Here is a 16,676-nt window from a genome sequence, read left to right on the forward strand (position 1 = left end):
TTGTACTCGACACGCTTGCGGAATGGAATGTGCAGGATCCGAATGGTTTGTTTCAGGGCAGAATGGATCTGGACCGGGCCGGAATATTTGGTCATTCCTATGGCGGGGCAACAACTGCGGAGGCGCTGGCACAGGACAAGCGGTTCAAAGCAGGCGTAAGTCTGGAAGGCGGATTCTGGGGGGAGGTTGCCCATACCGGATCGCAGCAGCCGTTTATGTACATGATGTCCGGAGGTACCGCTCAAAGTCTCGATCCGTCAGTGACGAAGAAGGACAAAGTATTTTACGAGGAGTTTGCCCCCGATCTGAAATCCGTTATGACGAAAAGCGCGAGCGACACTTATTATCTGACGGTCGATCATTTTATTCATCAGAGCTTCACGGAGATCGCGCTGCTGTCGCCGTCGCTGTTCGCTAAAGATATCGATCCGGTGCAAAATATTGATATTACGAGATCTTATGTGAGAGCCTTCTTCGATCAATATTTAAACAACGAACCACAATCTCTTCTGGACGGGCCATCAGCCGATTTCCCCCAAGTGAAGTTTGATCAAGAGTATACCCGCAAGAGAATGTAATCAGCAGATAAAACTGAGAAGGCAGGGGGGGCAGTCATGGAGGGCATGACACGCGGAGAGCTGGCGAAATTAACAGGGGTAAGCATGGCAACCATTCGCTATTACGAGGATAGTGGCATCCTGCCTGTCCCCGGGCGGGTAGCAAATGGTTACCGGATTTATACGGAGGATTATCTGGTGAAGATCAAGTTCATCAGGGATGCCAAATCCCTGGGGTATTCGCTGAAAGAAATCCGTGAAGTGCTGGGAATGCTTGGTCAAAAGATGGATGCTGAGACGCTGAAGGAACGGGTCCGCAATAAAATACTGGAAATCGATGAAAGAATTGCTGCAATGCGCTCCATTCAAAGCATGCTTGCAGGCCTGCTTGAGACGCCTCAGGAGGATATCCACAATTATTTGCAGTCGTTCCGCATTCACGATAAGGAATAGTTATTTGGACAGCAGTTCGTCAATCGTCACCGGGAATAATGCTTTCACAATCTCAAGTATGGCTTTGGCATAGTCCTGTATTTCCTTCTGGGCGTCATGCTCCAGCCGCTGATTCAGGAAATGCGCTACGGATTGCAGCGAAGCCGTCCAATACCAGCGGACATAAAGTCCATAGGCAGGCAGAAACAGCCTTGCCTGTTCCGCGCAGATTCCGTCTGCCAGCGCAGCCTCATATTTCTGAATCCCCAAATCCACATAGTTCATGAGCTCCCGGGTATATTTCTCTCCAAGCTCCCAGGCTACGATATCGCCGCTGCCTTGTTTGGAGTTCGCGGGTGCGCTTCGCCATTGCCCGGCGGCAGGAGTATAAAAAGCGGGTTCTTCCGTAATATACCTGCGGCTTGATTCATTCCAGGCCTCCAGGCTGTCACCGGTTCCTTCATAATGGGCCGAGCCGATGACGTATTTCCACCACTGTCTGGCGACCATAAGCGGAGCGTAGATTTCATATTGGATCACGGCATGGCGGAAGGGGGAAGTATGTCCTTCTCTGGCCAGAAATTGAATGAGCCGCAGATCTTTTTCGGTGAGTGCATCCGACTGTTTGGCATAGGATACCCGTGCCGCATTAACAACGGTGAGATCGGAACCCATATGATTCACCAGCCGGACATAACCTTTATCGAGAACATCAATATTCAAGAGCAATTACCTCCAATTTTTTTCTCTTATTCTAATTCCTCTGTGCAGGTGGCATTTCCTGCAAACAAGGCACCCTTAGGGTGTCTTTTGTGTTGCGTTCGTCCGTTACCACTTAATTTGAAATCACTAAAGATACATTCTCCATTGATTTGAAGTCCAAGTTGCTGGTATGGTGAGAATGAGTATGTAAATATTTGGAGTGCGAAGATGCTCTTCATAGCGATGAATCAGGGAGTGGTTCTGGAGGATGTACAAAATAGTGTTTTTTGATGTGGATGGCACGCTCTTAAGTGAAGTTGACGGATGTATGCCGTCCAGCACCAAAGAAGCGCTTGGAAAGCTGGCTGCAAAAGTATGGTGTCATTTAAATAGGGTTCATTTAGGGGAGAGATGATGGTGCGGATTAGACCAATGGCAGTAGCTTTCTTATTTAATGATAAACAGGAGGTGCTGCTTCTACAAAAGCGGTCTGGCAGCTCTTTTCTACCCGGATATCTGGTGCCCATCGGCGGGCATATGGAAGCCCGTGAAATCAATGATCCAAGGCAGGCCTGCTTACGGGAGGTTGAAGAAGAAACAGGATTGACAGAACAGGTGATGGACAGCCTGGACCTCAGATACATTATTCATAGAATCAAGGATGATAAAGAAATTCGTGTACAGTACATATACACCGGAAACGTTCGGGCAGATAGCACCTTAATTGAAAGCGAAGAAGGCCGGCTCTTGTGGGTGAATCGCAGTACAATTGCCGATCGGCATGTAACCGCCTCAACGCAAGAAGTGATGCGGCATTACCTGGAGACAGGGATTCATCACAACCATGTTTATGTAGGCTCGATGCACTCCTTCCATGGAGAACCTGCGATGGGCTGGAATGTGCTGGAGGACTGGGAGGGAAATAATTTATGAACGATATCGTTTCGATTCTAGGTGTTCCATTTTCCAAGCTGACGCTTGAGGAAACTACGCTTCGGTTAGCCGAGCAAGTTCAGAATAGACAGGACAGGCTCTTTCATCTAATAACGGCCAATCCTGAGATTACGTTAGCCAGTCAAACCGATGAACTGCTTCAGGAAATCATCAGCTCGGCGGACTTAATCGTGCCTGACGGGATCGGCATCGTACTGGCTGCCAGAAGAAAAGGCGAACCGATTCCCGAGCGGGTAACAGGCTATGACCTGCTGCTCAGGATGCTGGAGAAGGGGGATGAGCTGGGCTGGAGCTTTTATTTCCTGGGAACCGATGAAATCACCAGCAGACAGGCGGTAGAGAAGATCAATACCTCCTATCCGCAGGTGAAGATTGCCGGCAGACATCATGGATTTTTTAATGCAGCAGAGGAGCAGGGGATACTTGCAGACATTCAGCGCAGCAAGCCGGATGTTCTCATTCTTGCGATGGGTGCACCGTATTCGGATAAATGGCTGTATAAGCATAAGCAGGAGCTGACTGGCGTTAAGCTTGTTTTTGGAGTTGGCGGCAGCCTGGATGTACTCTCGGGAAAAGTGAAGCCGGCACCGGTGATCTGGAAGAAGCTTAACCTGGAATGGGCGCACCGGTTGTTGTTCGCTCCCGTTGCCAAAGGACAGAAATCCCGCTGGCGCAGGCAGTCCGCGTTGCCCAAATTTGTGTACCGGACCATGCTCAGAAAGTGACGGGGATTCGTAACCATAACAGATTGTGAGGGCGGAAGGAAGATGGATGAGACAGAATTTAATAAGATCCTGCAACTGATTTCAATGATTTCGTCGGGAGCGGAAGGTTATGTTAGGGCTGCTTTTGCCGAGCATACCTACCGCCGCTAGAAAGAGCTTTTGTTCATGATTATCGCTATTGTATTCGTTGCAAAGGAAGATGACCTATGAGTATAGATAACAGTAAATTGACCGAACTGATAAAAGATACAATATACTGCTTCATTTCCCCGGATATTCAGGTACTGGGTATTGAGAATATTCCTATAGGCGCGGGATCACAGGCAGTTGGATTGTCGCGTCATAAAATAAATTGGAAAATGACAGCTGAAAATGAAACCGGTCCCACCGGAACAACAACTATCTCTCTTGAGGTACCAGGCATCTACCTGTATTCCAAGCAAGCCACCTTTATTGAGCGGTCGGCACTGTCCAGATTATATTCACAGGCAGCGAATGTGCCGTATAGCTTGTCGAACCATCCGCTGAACGAGGGCCGCAGTTTGCTGGTTATTCAGGACGTGGACGTTGATACGGCTTACGCCAAGCTGGATATTGCACCCATTCAGGACAGAGAAATGTTGGCGCTGGCCTACATTCATCGGGCCAATATGGGATGCAGGGAAGATTTGCCGTGGCTGCCTATGGTTGATGAGGCCTATATTGCAGAAATAATCAATGAGCAATGGAGATATTCGTGGAATATCGCTAAGGACAATCCGGCATTTGAGAGGACGTTTGGGCTGGATGTCATCTCCGGAATAGAGGAAGCCGCCGATGGCATCGTTGAGGAGATGTCTGCTGTGATCAATGATGCAAGCACTCATACGATGATCCACAATGATCTTAATCCCGGCAACGTATTGGTGCATAACAATGAGAACGTGTATTTTATTGACTGGGAGGAAGCCCGCTACGGCTCACTGTTCATGGACATTCCGATGCGGTGCGGCAGCCTGCAGCAGGCCAGTGCTTACCGGACCTATCTGGGCAATTTCGGCTTAGACATTCCAGAGCCACGTTATGCAGAGCTGTTCTCCATAGCTTCCCGATACTTGGGGCTTCGTTTCATGTGCTGGAACCTTGGGGTGTGGGAGCATAATGAACAAGCGAAAGCGGATTTGCTAAAATACATGAAGATGGTGACCCAGCCTTTATTCAGTTCATAAGCAGCAGGTGGTGAATCCTCCTTAACCGTTCTGGGTAAGTATTAGTGTATAGATTGAGCTTGAGAATTACATTTAGGGAAAAGTGGCGGCCGGAAGTCCAAATATTTTCTGGAGCCACGGACAATCCCAAAATAGAAGAATTATAAGTTCAATTTATATAGAGGGAAATTAGGAGGGATACGTTTGGGTAATCCGCTGAAAGAACTTAAGAAAAGTATCGACGGCTTGAAGCAGTCGCTGGATGGTGTCAAATATTCGGTAGACGGCTTAAAGGAGCCGATGGATGAGATCAAGGCCAATATTCAGGAGAGTAAGGATGAGGTGAAAATGCGGTCGGATCGTGTGAAATCCGAGGTGCAGCGGATGAAGGCGTCCGTAGAAGGGACCAAAGAGGTGCTCGGTGAGGTTAAGGAAACGATTACGTAGGCCGCCGATGTTCTGTATACGCAGAAGCGTTATAAACGTCTGCTGAACCGGAAAAGAAAAGTAGGAAGCGGGAGCGCAGCACGCCGTAAGAAGGCTGCAGCTGTTTGGCGATCATAGATTTTTTTGGACAATCCCCGAAAAAGAAGACGTAAGAGACTAACGGCAATCCTCCGTTACTTTCTTACGTCTTTTTAATAGAAGTATTATTGGCAGCTTAAGGGAGGACTACACTCATGCTTTCCAAGGAGTCTGCCACGAACACGGGCAAGTATTGCATTCCTGTATCTGTCTCTGCGTATTCGAAACTGTTCAGGAACTGACCGCTCACCCGGGCTAACCCCGTAACCGATCCGGTATTTCCCTGAAGGACAATAAGACGTCCATCGGAGCTTGCAACGGATCTGCCCGAAGAATCAATATAGATATCGCAATGCAGGGTAACCTTCTCAAAGGGATGAAGCTCCAGCTCGGTAGCGGAAATCTGTGGATATTCCTGTTCCTGATGAATCTCGGAGAACTGGTAGACGCCCTCTATTAATCGGTATACCGCGGTCAGGCCGTCTCCACCATTGTCTACAATTGCATTTTCAACGAAAATAGCATGATCATCATCCGGCTGCAGCGTATAGCTGTTTCCGGCAAACGAGAAGAGCTGGGAGATTCCCTCCGGCTTAATCTGATAAGCGGTAAAAGAGGTGCGCCCATCCTCACGGCTGCTCTCGGCGACGACCACAGGCACTTCGGAGAGGGCAGACAGCGTATCATCAAAAGTAAGACTGCGGAGATTCCCGAAGCCCGCAATGACTTCGCCGGTCCTTGTCGAGACAATTCCGTCCTCGCTCATATCCGCGAAGTAGAGGACTCCGCTGCTGTCTGTTCCGGCTACAGCTACCTTGGCTCCGTATCTTCCGGTGACGGAGACGACATGGGCATATTTGCCCTGCTCCTCACCGCCCGGCAGCAGGCGGACAGGCTCCGCAGCATTCCAGGCGATCCTGGCAGCGGCAATGTCTTCTGCAGTGTCCTGAAGTCCGGTGAGGTCGCTGTACAGCCGGATCGCTTCAGCATATTGGCCGCCGCGGACCAAACGTGCAGCGCTCTTCATCAGCTTCGCTAAGCCGCTGTCTATTAACGTAAGCACCTTGGATGAATCAATACCGGCAGAGGCAGCATATTTGCGGTAGCTTACGGCATGCCCGGTAAAGGCGGCATAGGAATCACTGTCCAGATCGCCGCCGAGCATCTTCTTTGCGCTGGACTCAGCTTGCTCCTGTACCCATGAGGCATTATAGGTGTGGCTGTTGTAGGCATCCATCATGGACAAGGCGGAATTCAGCAGAACATCGAAGCTTCCGGCCGACGCCAGCTCCTTGAGTTTAACCGTATCATGAGTCTGGAAGGACCCGGCCAGCAGTTTCTCCTTGGCTGTGCTCCCTCCATAAAAGGCATCAGGAATCCGCAGCAGATTCCACTTGAAGCTGTCCCCGCTGTCTTCATTGACGCTGCCGCTTTGACTGGCCCCCAGTTCGGTAAGAAACTGGCTCTTGAACTGCTGGAACCCGGCTGAGAACTGGCCGGAAAGGCCTGAATCCGCCGACAAGCGGCGATAATAGGATTCATAAGACCCTCCCGGCTGCATATACTCAGTTTTCAGGCTAAGCAAAGCAGCATAACTCTCCATGAACCCGGTAAAATCCTTTGTATCCAGCTGCTGGGACACTTTTAATACCAGTGTCTTTAGTCCGCTGCGGATTGCTGTTATGGGGGCCAGCTCCTTGAGCTTCGCTGCAACCTCTTCTTCCTTATAGAGGATGGAAGGATTCGCGGCTGCCTGGCGGTACTGGTTCTCTGCGGCAATCAGATCGCCGGCGGCATACAGCCGGTCGCCTTCATGCACGGCCTTAATCTTGTCTTCGATTCTAAATGCCTTCTGTCCAAGCAGAATAAGGATGAATGTACACAAAATGATCAATATATTCCGCAGGGATATGGCTTGTTTAAACGTCATATTATAGTAGCCCCTTTCTCGCGGAGCCGGTACCGTCCTGACTTTGGACGGTGCAGCCGCTTCTTCTTGTTTAAAGTACTATTAAATATTGCAGTACTTTACTCAAGATTCAGGGTCCCACCGGTATTTGGCTTCACGGACTTCCGCCACCTTAAGATCCAGGCCGTTCCAGGCTTCATAGGGGCTGGCGGAGATCAGCCTGGATAAGCGCAGGAAACGGTCTTTGGGCAGATCCTGTATGTATCTTCCGATCATTCCGGAGTAGAGCAGCGCGTAACGCTTCAGGCGTACAGCCGCTCCGGCGACACCGACCAGGATGGCCGCACCTTTATCCATTTCAAGAATCTGAGCTTCATAATTCTTCACATAGCGCAGCGTACGGTCTTTGATAAGGTCAGGCCGGACCTTGGCGATTTCGCCGATATATTCTGCGAGTAGCGGCTCGAAATCCTTCAGCAGCAGCTGTTCAAGCTCCAGGTACATATCTTTACGCAGCTGGAAACCGTGCAGAAGGGCAATACGCTGGCGGGCAATCCGGTCGCCGCGCAGCAGGATGGAAATTTCGCGCAGCTTCTCGTAGGCCAGCACATCATTCTCGCGCAGTACGGATACAGCCTCCTGGCGGTTGATTTCCAGGCCCTCCTTGATGTTAATGATATTTCGTCCCAGCAGTTCATTGAGGGCATAAAGATTCTGGTTCTGCCTTACCTTCCGCTGCGTATAGAATAGAAGTCCGGCTAGAACGGCTCCTCCTGCAGCGCACAATACCATTTGCTGCAAGCTCTCGCCGAAATAGACCGAGACCAGGGTGAGCAGCAGGATGAGCAGCAGGCGGGTGTGCATTTTGCGTCCTGCGATGGAGGTGGCCTGCTTCTCCACCGGAGTCAGGGCGGCACGTCCGCATTTGCCGCAGCGCTCTTCGCCTAGTGCGGTATAACGTCCGCAATGGCGGCAGACGCGCAGGTTATCATGCGCATAACGCGGAGCCTTGAAGGGCCGGAAAGTTACGGGTTTCTTCTTATTCACGGGCAGGATCGCCTCCATTCAGTGCGGCGAGCAGCCTCTCGTCGATGTCGTCACGGGTAAGCGGCTTGCGCTGGCGTGAAGCATACAAGGAGATCTGAATTACGGCATATAGAAACGTAATCCCGAGAATGACGTATGAAATCATGGAACTCTTCCTTTCTTCTTGGAAGCACAGCGGTCTGGAGGGGCTGATAGAATGACGATTCTATGCACCCGGTTGCCGGTCCTGCGGTCCTAAAGTTGAAGTTTACAAGGTTTAATTATATCATAATGGCATACTATTTACAGATTTTAGCTATACCGTTACCCTGCCGCATAACCCGAATATAACACAAGAGGAGCCATCTTTATGCTTCGTACACATTTACACCTAAGAAGAACAAGTCCAACGATGCTGCAGCGTGTTGTACCTTTACTGCTGCTGATTCTGTTCATGGCCGCTGCGCCCTTTGCGTCATTGCAGGCCAGCGCTGCAACATCTGCCGCGCCATCTCATATTGACGCCGTACTGCTGATTGATGTCAGCAACTCCATGAATAAGAGTGACAAGAACAAGATCGCGAACGAAGCGATGAAAATGTTTATAGATATGCTGTCTGCCCAAGGCGATAAGGTTGGTATCGTAGCCTACACCGATAAGGTGCAGCGGGAGAAGGCGCTGCTGCAAATCAGCTCTGCCGGTGATAAGCAGGACCTCAAGGATTTCATCGACGGTCTAAGCCGCGGGGCGTACACGGATATCGCCGTAGGGATGGAAGAGGCTGTCAAGGTGCTGGAGAACGGCAGCGACCCGGGTCATGAGCCAATGATCGTCATGCTGGCTGACGGCAACAATGATCTGGATGAGTCAAGCGGCCGGACCCAGAGCCAGTCGGATCAGGAACTGGATGCTGCCATAGAAACAGCCAAGCAGAAAGGATACCCGGTTTATACTATAGGGCTCAATGCTGATGGCAAGCTGAATAAAGAAATTCTGGCAGGCCTGTCTGACAAGACAGGCGGCAAGGCATTCACAACGGATTCGGCCGATGATCTGCCGCAGATCCTGAGTGAAATTTTTGCCAGCCATTTGAAGCTGAAGGTCGTGCCTGTACAGTCGATTACGGCGAACGGAAGCTATCAGGAGGTTACGGTCAATGTTCCTAACAGCAGTGTGCTGGAAGCGAATATATCCATTATGTCCTCCCAGCCGGTTACCGCGAAGCTGAAGGATCCTTCGGGGAAGTCTATAGCTATCCCGTCGGACGATGTCCTGCTGTCCAAATCGAGCAGCTATAGCCTGATCAAGCTGATCTCACCGGAGCAGGGGGATTGGAAGCTCCAGGTGAAGGGTGTGCCGAAGGATAAGATCGATATCAATCTCGTATTCAACTATGATCTGGAGCTTAAGATTGATGCGCTGCCTTCCGCTGCAACTTACAAGAAGGGCGATAAAGTTGAGATTTCCTCGCACCTGTTCAGCAATGGTGCTCAGGTAACGCTCAGTAATTTGTATCAAGATATGAAGGCGGTACTGCTCGCCACGGATCTGGATACAGGCGATGTGCAGGAGATTCCGCTGGATAACTCCGCAGCGGTCTTCAAAGGCACCTTTGAACTCAAGGACAGCCATGAGTATGAGCTGAAGGTCCGGGCGGAGGAGAGCAGCTTCTACCGTGAGAGCGACGTGCTCAAGATCAACGCCAAGACGGGGACGGTTGCTACAAGCCCACCGGCAGCGGGAACAAAGCCGGGTGGGGAAGAACCTGCTCTGGAGAAGTCTTCTTCAAAGACGCTGTATTTTATCATTGGGGGCATCGTGCTGCTGCTCGCTGCGGCTGTTGCATTCTGGCTGTTGCGCAAGAATTCGACCCGAGGTTTTGTAGGGCAGATGGTGGTGGAGGTACTCGACGGGAATACCGGAGAGAAGACCTATCCGCAGTACAAGAAGCTGTCGGCATTCCGGGGGAAATTCACCCTTCACCAATTGCTGCAGCTGGCGCCGGAGCTGAAGGAGAGCGAGAAGCTCGTCTTCACACCGGGCAAGAATGACCGCCTGCTGCTGCGCGGCGGGGAAGGTATATCCGTGGAAAGATCGGGCCGTGTGGCCGATACCTCGCGCGGACTAGAATTGAAGAGCGGCGACCGTATTTCCGTGGCGCTGCAGACGGTAGATAAGACGATTTTGCTGGAGTATTTAATATAAGGCTGAGAAGTTAGTGGTATGGGGAGTTCCTGTAACTGGAATTTTTCAAATTGACTAGGGGGAAAACCTATGAAACCGGTAGTAAGAGAGCATATTCAGCAATTGGATGTATCGCTTGGCGGAGGGATCGTCAGCGACAAAATCAGAGTAGACACGATAGATAATCCGATCCTGATCATCGGCCTCGGCGGCACGGGCATTGATGCCCTGCTGCGCTTGAAATACCAGATCAACCGCCGCTTCAAGCTGCCGGAAGATCCGCTCTCCAAGAAGAAACGCGACAAGCCGGACAATGTGGAGTTTTTGGCATTTGAGACCAATGAGCAGGACCGCGGTAAAAAATACAAAGGCATCGGCCTCGATCCGCAGAATGAATTTGTGCTGCTGGCCAATGCCGAGATCGGCGGACTGCTGCAGAACCGCAGCATTCTCGACCCGTATATTACAGAATGGCTGTCACCGGAGCTGAGCATTACCGACGGAATGAACGGTGCCGCAGGGGTGCGCCAGGCTGGACGGCTGCTGCTGTTTACGAAGATCAATCAGGTTGTGGGCGCCATCGACAAGAAGATCAAGACGCTGTCCGTCGGCACCAGCAAGAAGCTGATGGTATTCCTGCTCACCGGACTGTCCGGGGGAACAGGAAGCGGCTCGTTCCTTGATATTGCTTATATCGTGCGCGGGATTATAGAACGCGACTACGGCGCGGCCGGTGTTGACCGGGTGAACACACTGGGATATCTGTTCACGCCGGACGTGAACCTGGCAAACAAGAGCCTCAGCGAGCATACACGCGAATATATCCGCAAGAACGGGTATGCGGCGCTCAAAGAGCTGGATTACTGGATGAATGTGGACAGCCGGGGTGAACGGTTCCGCCAGCAATACGGCAATATACTGACGGTTAATTCGCCGCTGCCTCCGTTCAATCTGTGCCATCTGATCTCGGCGACCAATACCGAAGGCAAGCTGCTGGAGAACGCCTACGATTATTGCATGAATGTAACCGCGGAGAATATCACGAACTTTATGGCCAGCGAGGAAAAGCAGTCGGGTGAGGAATTTGCGATCCACGACTATATCAGCAACATCCGCACGAACATTGCGCAGATGAACAAGACCTATCCGGCCAACTATGAATACAACATTATCGGGGCCTCTTCCGCCGTTCTGCCGATTGAGGAAATGACCACCTATCTGGCTTTCCGCCTGTTCGACAAGATGGACAAGATGTTCCAGCAGGCACCGGGGCAGGAGGATGTGGAGAAGCTGGCCCGCAAGCTGGGCATCGACCTCGACACCATGATCAAAACCTTTGAATCCCGCGTGCCGGAGCCGCTGCCCGGCTACCAGAACAGTGAACGTCTGGGCCATGCCAATGTGATCAAGAACCAGGTCGTTGACATGGATACGGAGCTGGAGCAGAACTTCCTGTCCCGGGCGCGTGAAGAATATATCAAGGCCAAGAAGCAGCTGCCGGGCGAAATCACCGGACGTTTCGGTGAGGAGCTGGAGCGTATCTTCCTTCATCCTGAGCAGGGACCGTTTTATGTCTCCCGCCTGCTTTATACCGAGAAGGGCTTCTGTATTCTGAAGCTGATCCAGTCCTATATCGAAGCGCTGCGCGAGAGCCTGCTGAGACTTCCGCGCGATATCGAGACGGCGCAGGAGAGTGCGGAGGAGAAGCTGGGAGATGCGCGGAGCGCTTTTGTCTCCAAGGAAAAGAAGAAAAATGCCTACATCGAAGCCAAAATCAACGAGTACTGGCTGCATGCCGATGTGGAGCGCACGGAGCAGATGATCGAATTCTACGAGGATCTGTTTGAGCTTTTGAATGAAGAAAACAACCGGATTTACGGTGTGTTTACGGAGATTCTCAGTGCGCTCAGCACGATCTTTGAGAAGAACGGCGATATTTTGATTAACGGTGATGAGCAGGCCGACCATAAAGGCAACAAAACCTACTACTGGAATATCGTCAATGTGCCGGATATTTCGGCGACGATCTCGAAGGTAATGGACCAGAAGGACGGCGATGACCTGATCCGTGACTTCACGCGGGAAATGCTGAAGCATTCCGGCCGCTGGGTCAAAGAACAGGAGATCGACATTGTGCGTTCCATCTCTGAATTCCTGAGTGATAAGTTCGGCGATCTCATTACCCGTTCGATGGAGGACTTCCTGGTCATGAAATACGGCCGCGAGGAGCCGCTGGATAAGTTCGTGGAGCGGATTATCGCCGGACGCCTGGATGAGGACGCTGTGCCGATTTTCCATCTCAGCAACAGCTCCGGCAGCCTGCACTTCCCGTCGTGGGGATTCGTATCTGTGCCGGTTAAGGCACCGGGCATCCTGAAGGGGATCCGCAATTATCAGAATAATGCGCTGGGCAAATCGCAGTTTACGATCAAGGAAAGCCAGGTGAAGAACCGGATTTTCTGGCTGAATACGCGCAATGGGGTACCGCTGTTTGTGTATACGCCGCTGCGGGTGTTCGAGGAGAACTATGAGCGTACCATCCTCGACAAGGAAGGCATCGGCCGCCATCTGGTGATGACTGACAAGAACAACTGGACCTACCTGCCGTCTCCGATTCCGGAAAAATCATGGGGCGATACCTATGTCAACGCCCGTGTGCGTGATTACAACGCCAGAGTTCGCGCCGATTTCGCGAAAGCACTGGAGAGCGGGGTTATTATCGAAAAAGGGCTGGATGAAAATACGAGCAGCCGGTTTTCGGTCGTATTCACCAAGCCGTTCGACTTGGCTAAATTCCTGAGCGGCTATGATCTGCAGCTTGACTCCTCGCGTCCGAATCTCGGGGAAGTGAAGAAGGCAACCGACGAGCTGAAGGCGCTGCGCCAGAATGGGCTGGAGCGCGAAGGGATCAAGGATATTTTTGGCAGCATTAATAAAGAACTGGCCCAGGAGAATCTGATCCGTTCCCCGCAGCTGATCACCCGTGTGCGTGAAGAGCTGGCGAAGTACGAGGCGCTGACCGCGAAGGCGGCTGAGCTTGAGGCACTGCTGCATCAATATATCGACGAAGACAAATGGCTGGATCAGTTCATCGAAGCCCTGTACACCGATACGATCACCAAAAAAGGCGCGCTTTACGTCTATGGCCGTGACGAGGACGAAGATGCCTGGGAACCCTTCGCCAACTTAATGAAGGAACGCAGCTATGTGGAGTATGCGGTATACCGCCATTTCCGCTCGCTGGATGAGAAGAGCCGCAGTCTGCTGCTGCGCAAGGCGGCCCGCCGCGCCGGTGAAATGACCGCTGCGGAGGATGTCACCCCGCTGCTCTACAAGCTGGAAGGCATGTATGTCTCCTTCCTGGAGGCGCGTGACAGTCTGGAATATGAGCGGGTGGAGCATGCGGACGGCGATGAAATGTACAGCTTCTACAAGAGCCTGACCGGCAAGCTTGGCAGCATCCGCAGAAAGCTGAAGTAAGCCTATGATTAAAGCACAAGCATTAAGTTATGCCCAGCAATATGCGGCGCAGGAAGAAGCGCAGCGCAGTAAAGGGGATGGACGCAGCAGCATCCATTATCCGGCCTTGTTTCTGTTCCTGGGCGACAAGGTATCACCGGCCATCGGACCGGTGCTGGACAGCTGCGAACGGAAATGGGATAATGCCGGCGGCGTGATGGCACTGCATGCAGCGCCTGCAGGCAGCAAGGAACAGGGCCGCAGTCAGGTGCAGGGTGGTGAAGGCGGAAGGGAGCGGGTGATGAGCATGGCCCTGCCGGAAACGGCGGGGCGTGATCCCCGCACGGTCCGCTATGACATCTACCGCGAATTTCACGAAGACAGCCGTTATTTGGCTGGGATGAACCGGACCCTCCGGCAGCTCGGCAACAGCATAGCGGATTATGGGCGGTTGTATTCTTCTTTTGACGTCATCCATTTGTCCATCATTACGCGGGTCGATGACCCGCTTAATGTGCTGCTGCCGGAAGTTGCCCTGCTGGCCCGCGCAGTGCTCGGGCAGTCGTTCAAGTCGGTGCAGACCGATCTTTACGCCCTGATCAACGAGCGGGAGCAGGGGGAGAATTTCGGTTATTCCAGTTCGGTAGGGCTGGCTTTTCTGCGTGAGCTGGACGGGATGCAGCTTACGGATTATACGTTCAAAGCGCCGCTGCTTGTAACCGAAGAAGGGCTGTCCATTCCGGTCGCCCATGGCCCCTCCGCCTTGTTTGATCTCGTCTATCTGCTCTCTGACAAGAACGAGCGGGGGATGATGTCCCCGCATGGCATGGACGATAATTATGAGATTATCGCCCATATCAGCCTGCTGAAGAACCGGGTGCGGCCCTCCACGGACCACGCCACCGGACATGGCGGCTATAACAATATGACCTTTAAGAGCGGCATCAGGGGCAGTACGGGAAGGCAGGGGTATGCGTCCGCCGGTTTTTCCGCCGTTCGCAGACCCAATAAGCAGATTGCGCTGACGGTGCTGTACCACGCTTTCCGCTATCTTGCGGAGGAACTGCGCGGAGGCGGCGCTGCATGGACTCTGCGTGAGCGGCAGTCGCTGCTTGGGCTAAACCCGGAGGCCTTGCGTGAACGTGCGGCGGCACTGCTGCCGGATGAAGCCGGAATTGCGGAAATGACCGGGCTGATGAGCCACGGACGACCGTCCTTCAGCGAACTGAAGCAGCTGTCACTGCGCGAAGCGGAGGACCTGCTTTTCGGTGACGGCGGGCAGGCTTATTTCCGCCGCAACTTTGCGGAGGTATCCGCCGGACGCACAGCAGCCGTAAATCCTGCACGTGAATGGGCCGCTGTTCTGGCGGCCCAGGAGACGGCGGTTCCGCCAGTGACGTTCTATCAGCTGGCGGAGTGGACCGCCGGGCAGGGCGAAGCCGGCGGCAGTGTGCTGCATGCGCTGCGCCAGCATATGAACGGCCTGCGCTCAGCGTTATCCTCCGCACAGGAGGAGCTGGAGCGGCTCTACGCGGAAAGCGTGGAGCGCCAGCCGTTCCAGCGGGTGCCGCTGCTGGATAAACGGACGGTGCGCAATTTCATTCATTATTTATTTGAACGGGTCTATGGCGGAAAGTACGAGATTCTGCGTCTTGAGAGCGAGCTTGCGCTCTGCCTCCGATATGATGCCGCACTGGAACAGCTGCACCTGGAGAGCAAGGCTAAGGTGCAGACGATGGAGGCGCTGGAGGAAGAACTGCGCAGTCTTGCGCTGAATAATATCGGCCGCAGCAACGAGACAGTGGACCGGAACATTATGGAGTATTACCGTACCGTCACGGAAGAGGTCATGAAGGACATGGAAGCGCGCCGTGGTGCCGGCATCTTCTTCAGCGAGCGTTTTATGGGCAGCCTTTCGGAACTGCTCAAGCAAGGGGGAGCGGCAGTCGCCGAACGGCTGATTGAGATCTGCCGGAGGGAACTGCTGGCGGCAGAGCCGTTCGCGCTGCCTTTCGAGGAAGAGCTGCTGCGGCGGGCCAATGTCGCGGCGGCTTATGAGAACCGCGAGATCGTGTCCAAGGAGGAGCTGTTCAAGCGGCTGTACCGGAGCCTGGAAGAGGAGGCGAACATCAATGTCCGCCTGTTCGAATATACGCAGGAGCACCGGCATGAGGAGAAATATTTCTTCGGCGACAGTGGATCCGAGTTCCTGCGCTACGCCTTCGGTGCAGACGAGACGACCCGCATCTACCGGCTCGGCTTCGTGCATGAGCAGCGCCGGAGCGGAGTCGAGAAGCTGAACCTGATGGGCGGTTTCCATCTGGAGGACCTGCTCTATTACCGCAACGGCAAGGTCTACTATGAGACCTACGCCACAAGCGGCTACCGGCTCCACGGCGTTGAAGCTGAGCAGCTCCCGGAGTTGCGCTAAGGCACGGGCACAGGCACAGGCACAGAATGGACGGCTGTGTATGCTTCTCTTCTCAGATGAGCGAGCGTTTCTATTGTAAAAAGTGCAGCAGAATCGGCTCATTTGGCTCACGTAAGGCGTTCTGTTGCACTTTTTACAGCAGACTTTGGTGAAATCGGGATTTGAGACGGTTTCTACTGTATTCTACTGCAGGAAGTGCAATAGAATTGAATTTCCAGCGTTTTGGAGGTAATTCTATTGCACATAGTGCAGCAGAATCGCTTGTGTCATCCCTTTACTGAATCAATCCAAGAAGAGACCTTTAGGAGTATGCTCCAGACTATACTTTTTTTAAAAAGATAAGAATTTATATGCTTTACGCTATAAATTATCCTTCTATTTCTCGCTGAAACGGTTACCGTCCTTTTGAGGACGGCGAAGCCGTTTCCACTTGCTAATACTGTAATTTCATAGCCAGGCTCATTGAGTATCATTACAATATACAAAGGGAGTTCCTTCGCCGCCGTTTTTGCCATGGACTAGAATGCCCACAGCATGACCGGCTGGCTGCTCCGGTAATTATAAATATCAAATTTTAGTTGTTC

13 protein-coding genes and 1 pseudogene are annotated in these 16,676 nt (G+C 52.4%); 10 read left to right on the forward strand and 4 right to left on the reverse strand.

Annotation, left to right across the window (positions count from 1 at the left end; genetic code table 11):
- Positions 1-47 precede the first annotated feature (47 nt).
- Together NSS79_RS04870 and NSS79_RS04875 are read left to right on the forward strand one after the other, a co-directional pair.
- Positions 48-578 (forward strand): prolyl oligopeptidase family serine peptidase, encoded by a 531-nt coding sequence (locus NSS79_RS04870; RefSeq protein WP_342438494.1) that lies wholly within the window; start codon positions 48-50, stop codon positions 576-578.
- A gap of 36 nt (positions 579-614) precedes the next feature.
- Positions 615-1,010: a MerR family transcriptional regulator gene (locus NSS79_RS04875; protein WP_342438495.1), complete on the forward strand. Its 396-nt coding sequence runs from the start codon at positions 615-617 to the stop codon at positions 1,008-1,010.
- Here NSS79_RS04875 and thyX read toward each other — a convergent pair whose 3' ends face one another.
- Positions 1,011-1,718 (reverse strand): FAD-dependent thymidylate synthase, encoded by a 708-nt coding sequence (gene thyX / locus NSS79_RS04880; RefSeq protein ID WP_342438496.1) that lies wholly within the window; start codon positions 1,716-1,718, stop codon positions 1,011-1,013.
- Between the two features lie 241 nt (positions 1,719-1,959).
- On the opposite strand from thyX, the pseudogene NSS79_RS04885 reads away from it, so the two are divergent.
- From NSS79_RS04885 to NSS79_RS04905, 5 genes and pseudogenes are all read left to right on the forward strand, one after another.
- Positions 1,960-2,055, forward strand: a pseudogene (locus NSS79_RS04885) (HAD family hydrolase); the annotation flags it as partial.
- Between the two features lie 68 nt (positions 2,056-2,123).
- Complete coding sequence (locus NSS79_RS04890; protein ID WP_342438497.1) at positions 2,124-2,624, forward strand: NUDIX domain-containing protein; 501 nt, start codon at positions 2,124-2,126, stop codon at positions 2,622-2,624.
- Positions 2,621-3,370, forward strand: coding sequence for a WecB/TagA/CpsF family glycosyltransferase (locus NSS79_RS04895; RefSeq protein WP_342438498.1), 750 nt, complete (start codon positions 2,621-2,623; stop codon positions 3,368-3,370). Before NSS79_RS04890 ends, NSS79_RS04895 begins: the two co-directional genes overlap by 4 nt.
- A 206-nt stretch (positions 3,371-3,576) precedes the next feature.
- Positions 3,577-4,578 carry a phosphotransferase gene (locus NSS79_RS04900; RefSeq protein WP_342438499.1) on the forward strand — a complete coding sequence of 334 codons (1,002 nt, stop codon included), beginning with the start codon at positions 3,577-3,579 and terminating at the stop codon, positions 4,576-4,578.
- A 183-nt stretch (positions 4,579-4,761) separates the two neighbouring features.
- On the forward strand, positions 4,762-5,004 hold the full coding sequence (locus tag NSS79_RS04905) for a DUF948 domain-containing protein (protein ID WP_342438500.1): 243 nt from the start codon (positions 4,762-4,764) through the stop codon (positions 5,002-5,004).
- Between the two features lie 214 nt (positions 5,005-5,218).
- On the opposite strand, the gene NSS79_RS04910 is transcribed toward NSS79_RS04905, so the two are convergent.
- The 3 genes from NSS79_RS04910 to NSS79_RS04920 form a co-directional block, all read right to left on the reverse strand.
- Positions 5,219-7,012: a hypothetical protein gene (locus NSS79_RS04910; protein ID WP_342438501.1), complete on the reverse strand. Its 1,794-nt coding sequence runs from the start codon at positions 7,010-7,012 to the stop codon at positions 5,219-5,221.
- Between the two features lie 102 nt (positions 7,013-7,114).
- Positions 7,115-8,038 carry a hypothetical protein gene (locus tag NSS79_RS04915; RefSeq protein ID WP_342438502.1) on the reverse strand — a complete coding sequence of 308 codons (924 nt, stop codon included), beginning with the start codon at positions 8,036-8,038 and terminating at the stop codon, positions 7,115-7,117.
- Positions 8,031-8,183: a hypothetical protein gene (locus NSS79_RS04920; RefSeq protein WP_156130813.1), complete on the reverse strand. Its 153-nt coding sequence runs from the start codon at positions 8,181-8,183 to the stop codon at positions 8,031-8,033. The genes NSS79_RS04915 and NSS79_RS04920 overlap by 8 nt, the downstream gene beginning before the upstream one ends.
- 288 nt (positions 8,184-8,471) lie before the next feature.
- On the opposite strand from NSS79_RS04920, the gene NSS79_RS04925 reads away from it, so the two are divergent.
- From NSS79_RS04925 to NSS79_RS04935, 3 genes are all read left to right on the forward strand, one after another.
- Positions 8,472-10,223: a vWA domain-containing protein gene (locus NSS79_RS04925; protein WP_342440301.1), complete on the forward strand. Its 1,752-nt coding sequence runs from the start codon at positions 8,472-8,474 to the stop codon at positions 10,221-10,223.
- A gap of 69 nt (positions 10,224-10,292) precedes the next feature.
- On the forward strand, positions 10,293-13,682 hold the full coding sequence (locus NSS79_RS04930; RefSeq protein ID WP_342438503.1) for a tubulin-like doman-containing protein: 3,390 nt from the start codon (positions 10,293-10,295) through the stop codon (positions 13,680-13,682).
- A gap of 4 nt (positions 13,683-13,686) precedes the next feature.
- A complete protein-coding gene (locus NSS79_RS04935) occupies positions 13,687-16,092 on the forward strand; it encodes a transcription initiation factor TFIID (protein WP_342438504.1) in 2,406 nt (801 codons plus the stop codon).
- Positions 16,093-16,676 lie beyond the last annotated feature (584 nt).

It is taken from the genome of Paenibacillus sp. FSL L8-0436, from assembly GCF_038593025.1.
Classification (GTDB): Bacteria; Bacillota; Bacilli; order Paenibacillales; family Paenibacillaceae; genus Paenibacillus_AQ.